The sequence below is a fragment of the Pseudomonadota bacterium genome, from assembly GCA_030775045.1.
Taxonomy (GTDB): domain Bacteria; phylum Pseudomonadota; class Alphaproteobacteria; order JALYJY01; family JALYJY01; genus JALYJY01.
Genome location: JALYJY010000089.1, coordinates 1 through 7,496 on the forward strand (window position 1 = coordinate 1; position 7,496 = coordinate 7,496).

Consider the following 7,496-nt stretch of genomic DNA (forward strand, 5'->3'; position numbering starts at 1 on the left):
GTCATAGCTTCCCATCCGACACGGCCATGCTATGATTTAAGGCCCATCAAGAGGCTGAAAAGACTGGAAAAAGGCCGGGTATGCTCAGAATAAAATGAGCTGTTCGGCCTTTGTTTTTTCGTTTTTTCGGCGATTTCCGACAAGGATCTGCATCCTTTCATACTGTTTGTCTGTGACCTGCATGGCCCGGATGCTGCCCTTTTCGGGGATGGCGGCCTGCAGGCGGCGCAGGTGCTTGTCCACCCGGTCCTGTCCGTTGCAGATCCGGGCATAGACGGAGAACTGTATCATCATATAGCCGTCCCTGAGGAGAAAATTGCGGAACCGTGTTGCCGTTCGCCGCTCTGGTCCGGCGGTAACCGGAAGGTCAAAAAAAACGAAAAGCCACATAAATCTGTCCTTTGCGGCGCTCATGCAGGGGCGGTGACTTTCCCGGCGGAAACGGGAAATTCCGGCACGGGCAGCAGGGCAGCGCTTTTGCCTTCAATGGCCGTAACCAAGCCGGCGGCCATCAGGTCGCAGGCGTTGGCCAAGGTATGAACCTGGCCCCCGATCCTGCAATTCATGGTGCCTGCACCTGCGAGTTTCTGGCGGACCTGGAGCGGCAGACTGCTTTCGCCGAAGCTGATTTCATTCCCCTGCCAGAGGCTGAACACCAGGTGGTCGACAAGTGGCCGGAATACTTCCATTACGTCGTCTGTCAGGTTGAAGGCATTCAGTTCATTGTCATGATGGAGGCCAAAAGCCGGGATGAGGCCATAGGCCACCTGGGAGCGCGCCACAAAGGCCCGCACCACGGCGTAGACATAGTTCAGGGCGGCGTTGATGCTGTCGTCACCGTGGCGGCGGAAATCCGCGCCGAACAGACGGGGCCAGTATTCCCGCGCAGCCTGTGCCTCGCCGTTGTCCGGGTCTCCGGAGCCGATCCGGGAAGCTAGGGCTTTCAGCCTGGAAGATTCCGTGTCGCCAACAGCCATATCAAGGCAGGCTGCCTGGTTCAGGATCTTGCACTGCACGATTCTCTGCCACAGCCGTTTTTTCAGCGGCTCTGTCCATGACTGCTGGATATGGGCAATGCGGCTCTGGCGCGAGTGGGGCAGGAACGGCAGCAGGACGCCGTTGGGCGTGTGCGTCCTGTCGCAGGTCAGAATGGCCACGCCCCTGTCCTGGCATTCGGCCAGCAGGCTGGAAGTCAGCGATATCTGCGGAGATTCCAGGACAAGGGCGGTAATATCCTCGACGGGGAGCGTAAACTGCCCCTCGTCATTCTGCAGCCTCAACTGCCCGTTCGACAGGCTCAGTCGGGCCGGGTTCTGGATCATCACGGTGCGCCAGGCCAAGTCTTTGTTCCTTCCGGATCCTGTGTTTCCTTCCAAAGAAGTCCACAGAGTATTTCTCAAAGACTAAGAGGGTCTTAACGCCGATGCCTTCCCTGACGCCGTCCTTGCCAAAACCAGGGTCGCTGTCATGCGACCGCAGATTGATACTGCCCGTTCCTCTGTGTGTACCGTTGTAATATCCCAGGATTTCTTCTTTTTTGCTTTTGAGGCAGACAAGATCATTTTTGTAGAGAGAGAAAAGAAAATCCCTGTCGTCTATCTCAAGCCAGTCCTTTTCATCCTTGAAGGCCACGATTGCCCTGTCAGGAAGCCTTTTACCTGAAAAATGGTGGACATAGATCGGCACGAGATGAAATTTCCCGTCCTTCCGGAACACATCGACGCGGACCATGTCGCCGTTGCTGGCCAGTCCGCCGTTGATCCTGATGCCGGATTTCTCGTTTGTGACGACGCGCACGGAATGGATGTACGGCCCCTGCTTCCCGGGGTCCCTGGACGGCATGTAAACGGGTGATGAGAATGCCTTGTCCGGCTTGCCGCCATGGGCGTCCAGCCGCTCCTTCAGGACGGTGTAGAGTTTGATGTTCCGCTGTCTGTCGACAAGGTTTTCCAGCATGTCAGGCTTTAATCCAGCCAGTTTCACGCGCTGGACGATCTGGCGTTCTCCGTCCGGTAGCGCCCTGATGCTGCGGATCGTTTCCTGATGCGCCGCGCCGGTAATCTTCCGTACCGGCATGCGGGAGACGAAAATGCCTCCGGTCCTCGTACCCTGTTCGTTTTTTGGGCCAAAAATCTTGTCCATCACGTCGTTGCGGAACGTCTCCCATGGTTTTGTGGGCAGGGGCCGTTCGGCCGGATTTTTCCGGCGGGCCTCGTACCTGTTCCAGCCGGCATGCTGTTTCACCATGTCCTGGGTCGAGCAGGCCAGGACGATGGCATCCACTGCGTGGTGACGGTCGTTGCGCCGGTTCTTTTCGGGGAATCCCCATGCGCTCCGTAGTCTGGCTGTCAGGGCGCCGTTACGTGTCTGGACCCGGTTTCCTTCCCCCAGGGCCAGCGACTGTTCCAGGTGGTTTTTCAGGGCCTGGGCCATATAGCGCGTGTCATTCAGGGCACGGGATTTCCACCTGTCGGCCTTTTCGTTGTCAAAGTTCTCCACCATCAGGTTTTCGGCCTTTTTCGGGGGCAGTTTGCGGGCGAAGGCTTCCAGCGCGTCTAGGTTCCTGTCTGTCCGCCGGAAAAATTCCACAGGTGTGTCGTTGCCCTTGTTCTGGTTTTCCGATGCAAGGCACAGAATCCTGTTCGCCAGGGAATCGTTCCAGGACCGGCTGTAGGGAATAATGTGGTCGATCTGTGTCGCCACCGGATCTCCCAGGGTTTCAGGTGTCATGTAAACGCCGGAATAGGGGCAGAAGCCATCCTGTTCCTTCCACAGGCGGTATTTCAGGATGTCTTCACCGGACACATTGTCGGGCACAATACCAAGGATTTCAGCCACATGCTTCCTGGCTTCCTCCCGATACGCCTGGTTTTTCTTCTGCTCCCGCTCGATATCCCTGCGGTCCCTGAAAGACCGGGCAACATCCCGTCCCAGTTCGACAATGATTGTTTCCGGCATGCCGTGTTCGCGGATGCAGGCGTTGATGATTTTCCGGGCCCGGGCCATCGCCCGGTTGACGACGGGGTTGCGGATATCGTCGAAAGGCGGAACCCTGTCCAGCCCCTTGCCCTCCTTGCGGCTGTGGTCGTATCCGGCCTCCCTGCAGGCCCTGTCGTATGTCATGCCCTCCTGCATATAGGGCAGGATATCGCGCATGACCGCAAGGGACAGGTCGACGGTTTTGCTGAAGCCGGCAATATCCGAAAGCCTGTCGATCTGGCCTTCATCAAGGCCCAGACCGGCCAGCTGTTCCGTGATCCGCTGGATGTCCCTTTCAAAAGACAGGATCCATGCGATCTGGTCCAGCCTGTCCCGCTGTGGCCCCATCCATGTCTGCCAGTCTGCCTCGCTTCCGGTATCGAGGGCAGCCTTCAGGGCGTGATACCCGGGCATTTTCAGAAAACCGGATTTCTCGGCGGCGTCGCGGATTTTTTCCCAGCTGTTGTCTTCGTCTTTTATTTTCCGGTAGCTGATGTTGAATCGTTCCTCATCGGCCAGATCCAGTTCCCTGCGGGCCAGTTTCCAAGTCACACCTGTTTTGTTTTTATGGGCCAGGGCTGCCAGACGGTTCTTTTCATCCTGTGTCAGGGGGCGTTCTTCATCTTTCAGGCTTTTTATGCGCAGGTTGTTCAGTCTTGACCACAGGACAAACAGCTCCGCCGTGCAGGAAAACTTTGGTGCCCGTTTTTCCCCGGTCAGGATACAGGTTCCGACCAGATGTTCCGAGGACTGCAGAGGCTTCTGGCAGAAAGCGATGCCGTCTCCTGCCACTGTATAGCGCTTTTTCAGGTCACCGTCACCGGCATAGGCCAACAGGAGCTTTTGCGTGGCTTTTATGTTGCCGGATCTCCGCTGGGCCTCAAAGATTTTTGCCACTTCCTGACGCAGAAGATCGCGGGTGACGAATCGCTCGTACGATCCGTCCCCGTTGCGTTTTTTGGACAGGGTGGCCAAATATGCGCCAATGGTCGGTACCCCGGCCACAGCCATGGCCTCCTGCAGATCCCTTGCGCCTTTCAGGGCTTTTTTGCCTTCTTCATTGTCCTTGCCAGCGTCCTTGCGGTTGGACTGGAACCCGCGCCGCCTGGCGATGTGGAACAGGATGCGGGCAAATTCCGCATCCTCCAGTTTTCGCTCAAGGGCTTCCTTCCGCAGATCCCAGACCGATCTGCCGGGGTGTGTGCGCTCCGGGGACCTGATCTGTCCGGTATCCTTCAAGCCGTGTGTCTCTAGCAGGCGGAGAACCGCTTTTTTCCGCTGCGCCCGTCGGCGGATCACCTTGCGCATGCCGCGCTTTTCGCGGCGGGGTGCCGCTAGGGACGAACCGTCCTTGGGATTTTCGGCGGCCTCGAATATATGGGCGCCACTGAACAGGATGGTCCTGTTCGCCAGATCGACCCCGGCAAACCCGACCGAGGTAATACCCATATCGATTCCCAGATTATAGCCCATGTATACTCTCGCCTGAATTTTCTTGACTTAAGCTATCAGAAATTGCATTGGTGTATCAATCATAGCATGGCCGTGTCGGAACGCGTTGCTGTGATAAGATATCGAAAGATATCGCAAAGCTATGCCCCCGCCGGAGCAATCCGTGCGGGGGCATCTTTATTATTCCACATTCATTTCTGTCACATCAGGTTCTGCAAGCGCATGTGCTGCAGCAGGATGACTGTCTTGGCATCGCGGATTTTGCCTGTCCGGACCATGTCCAGGGCCCTGTTAAACGGGATTTCCAGAACCTCGATGTCTTCCTCGCCCTCAACGCCGCCGCCGGAGTTTTTCCTGGAGTCCGGAGAATATCGGGCAATGAAGAAATGCAGGACCTCGGTCACGGATCCGGGGCTCATGTACAGTTCAAACAGTTTCTGCGGATCCTGGACCAGATATCCTGTTTCTTCCAGGGCTTCGCGCCGGATACAGTCTTCCGGGCTGTCTTCATCCAGCTCCCCGGCACAGGCCTCCACCAGCATGCCGTCCGCAGTGCCGTTGATGTAGGCGGGAAGCCTGAACTGCCGGGTCAGGATGACGGTTTTGCGATCGGGGTCGTACAGCAGGATCACGGCCCCGTTGCCCCGGTCAAAGCACTCCCGGGTCCAGGTCTGCGGCGTTCCGTTTTCCTTCCGGATCTCCAGGGTTATCTGTTCAAGACGGTATTGGCGGTCTGACAGGATTTTCCGGCTGCGCAGGGTGATATGGGGAATGTCCGGCATGTTATCCCGGTATTATGCAGGTAAAATGGCGCGCCCGACAGGATTCGAACCCATAACCTTCTGATCCGTAGTCAGATGCTCTATCCAGTTGAGCTACGGGCGCGCAGGGCCGGATATCTCCGGCGGCGGAGGGGAACCTAGGGCGAGTTGCCCGCCAGGTCAAGTGATTCTGTCGGGGAAGGATCAGTATCCGCTGTCGCGCGGGTAGGTGTGCGGGAACTGGTCCTGCTTTTTCCCCTGGGGGGCTGTGATATCGCCCGGTTTTTTGCCACAGGCGGACACCGCCAGGGAGGTGCCCAAGAGAATCATGACAGCGGCAAGGGTCATTCTGCGGACCATGGGGCCCATCCTGTTTCTGGTTTCAGTGCATCAGAATCGTGTAAAGGTCTTTTGATGGACTTGCAACAACACATACTTGGGACATGGCGGAAAGCGGTTCTGGCTGTGGCTCTTGTTCTGACCCTGACAGGATGCACCGGAGCGGAACCCGGCGCCCCGGCCGGATTCGCTCCCGCCCGGGACAGGCCTGCGGCGTCTGAAATCCTTTTTCAGAACAGATCGGGAGACGTCCTTTCCCTGGCGGCTTTCCGGGGACAGGTGGTGGTCCTGAACCTGTGGGCCACCTGGTGCACCCCCTGTGTCCAGGAAATGCCCGCGCTGGAGCGGCTGCAGGCCCGGGTGGATCCGTCCTGGATTGCGGTTGTGGCCGTCTCCGTGGACCGCGATCCGGAGAAGACCGATGGGTTCTTTCGCAAACATAATCTGAAAAACCTGCAGCTTTCAGGTTTCATGGATCCATCCGGCGCTGTCATGAGGGATCTGCGGATTCGCAGTCTGCCCACAACAGTCCTGGTGGATCCGGAAGGGCGGGAGCTGGGCCGTGTGGAGGGCCCCCTGGACTGGGACAGCCCGGAGACGGTCCGCTGGCTGGAAAGCCTTTACGAATAAATGCTTTATCAAACGGGATTCGATCGCTATAGAGGGTCCCATAAAACAGTCTTTCAGGATTGCCGGGGGAAAAGCCATGGCCAACAAGGGCAAGATCACACAGGTACTGGGCGCCGTCGTCGACGTGCAGTTTGACGGTGGCCTGCCCGCCATTCTCAACGCGCTGACCACCGACAACCACGGCCAGACGCTGGTCATGGAAGTGGCCCAGCATCTGGGTGAAAGCACCGTTCGCGCCATTGCCATGGACACGACCGAGGGTCTGGTGCGTGGCCAGGACGTTCTGGACACCGGCAAGCCCATTACCGTTCCCGTGGGCCAGGGCACGCTGGGCCGTATCGTCAATGTGATCGGCGAGCCTATTGATGAAAAGGGCCCGGTCAAGACTGACAAAACCCGCGCGATCCACCAGGATGCCCCGCCGTTTGTCGAGCAGTCTACCGAGGCGCAGGTGCTGGTCACCGGCATCAAGGTCATCGACCTGCTGGCTCCCTACGCCCGGGGCGGCAAGATCGGCCTGTTCGGCGGCGCCGGAGTAGGCAAGACCGTGCTGATCATGGAGCTGATCAATAACGTGGCCAAGGCGCACGGCGGCTATTCCGTGTTCGCCGGGGTGGGTGAGCGGACCCGTGAAGGGAACGACCTGTACCACGAAATGCTGGACTCGGGCGTTATTAAAAAGGACGGTCCGGGATCCAAGGCGGCACTGGTGTACGGCCAGATGAACGAGCCGCCGGGAGCGCGCGCGCGCGTGGCGCTGACCGGCCTCACCATGGCCGAATACTTTCGCGACGATGAAGGCCAGGACGTGCTGTTCTTCGTGGACAACATCTTCCGCTTTACCCAGGCGGGCGCTGAAGTGTCAGCACTGCTGGGTCGCATTCCCTCCGCCGTCGGTTACCAGCCCACGCTGGCTACCGACATGGGCGCACTGCAGGAACGGATTACTTCTACCAGAAAGGGCTCGATCACATCAGTGCAGGCCATCTACGTGCCTGCGGACGACCTGACCGACCCGGCCCCGGCCACGTCCTTCGCCCACCTGGATGCCACCACCGTTCTGTCCCGCCAGATCGCCGAGCTGGGCATCTATCCCGCCGTGGACCCGCTGGATTCCACCAGCCGCATCCTGGATCCGCGCGTGGTGGGGGATGAGCACTACAAGGTCGCCCGCGACGTGCAGAAAGTGCTGCAGCAGTACAAGTCACTGCAGGACATCATCGCGATCCTGGGCATGGACGAGCTGTCCGAGGACGACAAGCTGACCGTGGCCCGCGCCCGCAAGATCCAGCGCTTCCTGTCCCAGCCGTTCCACGTGGCCGAGGTGTTCACCGG

The 7,496-nt window shown here is 58.6% G+C and carries 7 protein-coding genes and 1 tRNA gene; 2 read left to right on the top strand and 6 right to left on the bottom strand.

All coding sequences use genetic code 11. The features are described 5' to 3' along the window. Positions 1-84: 84 nt before the first annotated feature. From cas2 to M3O22_07750, 6 genes are all read right to left on the bottom strand, one after another. Complete coding sequence (gene cas2, locus M3O22_07725; GenBank protein ID MDP9196634.1) at positions 85-414, bottom strand: CRISPR-associated endonuclease Cas2; 330 nt, start codon at positions 412-414, stop codon at positions 85-87. After that, complete coding sequence (cas1, locus tag M3O22_07730; GenBank protein MDP9196635.1) at positions 411-1,340, bottom strand: type II CRISPR-associated endonuclease Cas1; 930 nt, start codon at positions 1,338-1,340, stop codon at positions 411-413. Before cas1 ends, cas2 begins: the two co-directional genes overlap by 4 nt. Next, on the bottom strand, positions 1,264-4,452 hold the full coding sequence (cas9, locus tag M3O22_07735; protein MDP9196636.1) for a type II CRISPR RNA-guided endonuclease Cas9: 3,189 nt from the start codon (positions 4,450-4,452) through the stop codon (positions 1,264-1,266). The genes cas1 and cas9 overlap by 77 nt, the downstream gene beginning before the upstream one ends. Before the next feature lie 179 nt (positions 4,453-4,631). Further along, a complete protein-coding gene (gene nudK, locus M3O22_07740) occupies positions 4,632-5,213 on the bottom strand; it encodes a GDP-mannose pyrophosphatase NudK (protein MDP9196637.1) in 582 nt (193 codons plus the stop codon). A gap of 26 nt (positions 5,214-5,239) precedes the next feature. Continuing rightward, a tRNA-Arg gene (locus M3O22_07745) sits at positions 5,240-5,316 on the bottom strand. Positions 5,317-5,396: 80 nt separating this feature from the next. Beyond that, positions 5,397-5,552 carry a hypothetical protein gene (locus M3O22_07750; GenBank protein MDP9196638.1) on the bottom strand — a complete coding sequence of 52 codons (156 nt, stop codon included), beginning with the start codon at positions 5,550-5,552 and terminating at the stop codon, positions 5,397-5,399. Positions 5,553-5,657: 105 nt separating this feature from the next. On the opposite strand from M3O22_07750, the gene M3O22_07755 reads away from it, so the two are divergent. After that, positions 5,658-6,161 (top strand): TlpA family protein disulfide reductase, encoded by a 504-nt coding sequence (locus tag M3O22_07755; GenBank protein ID MDP9196639.1) that lies wholly within the window; start codon positions 5,658-5,660, stop codon positions 6,159-6,161. A gap of 76 nt (positions 6,162-6,237) precedes the next feature. Then, positions 6,238-7,496 (top strand): F0F1 ATP synthase subunit beta (gene atpD, locus M3O22_07760; protein MDP9196640.1); only part of this gene is annotated, 1,259 nt, incomplete at its 3' end.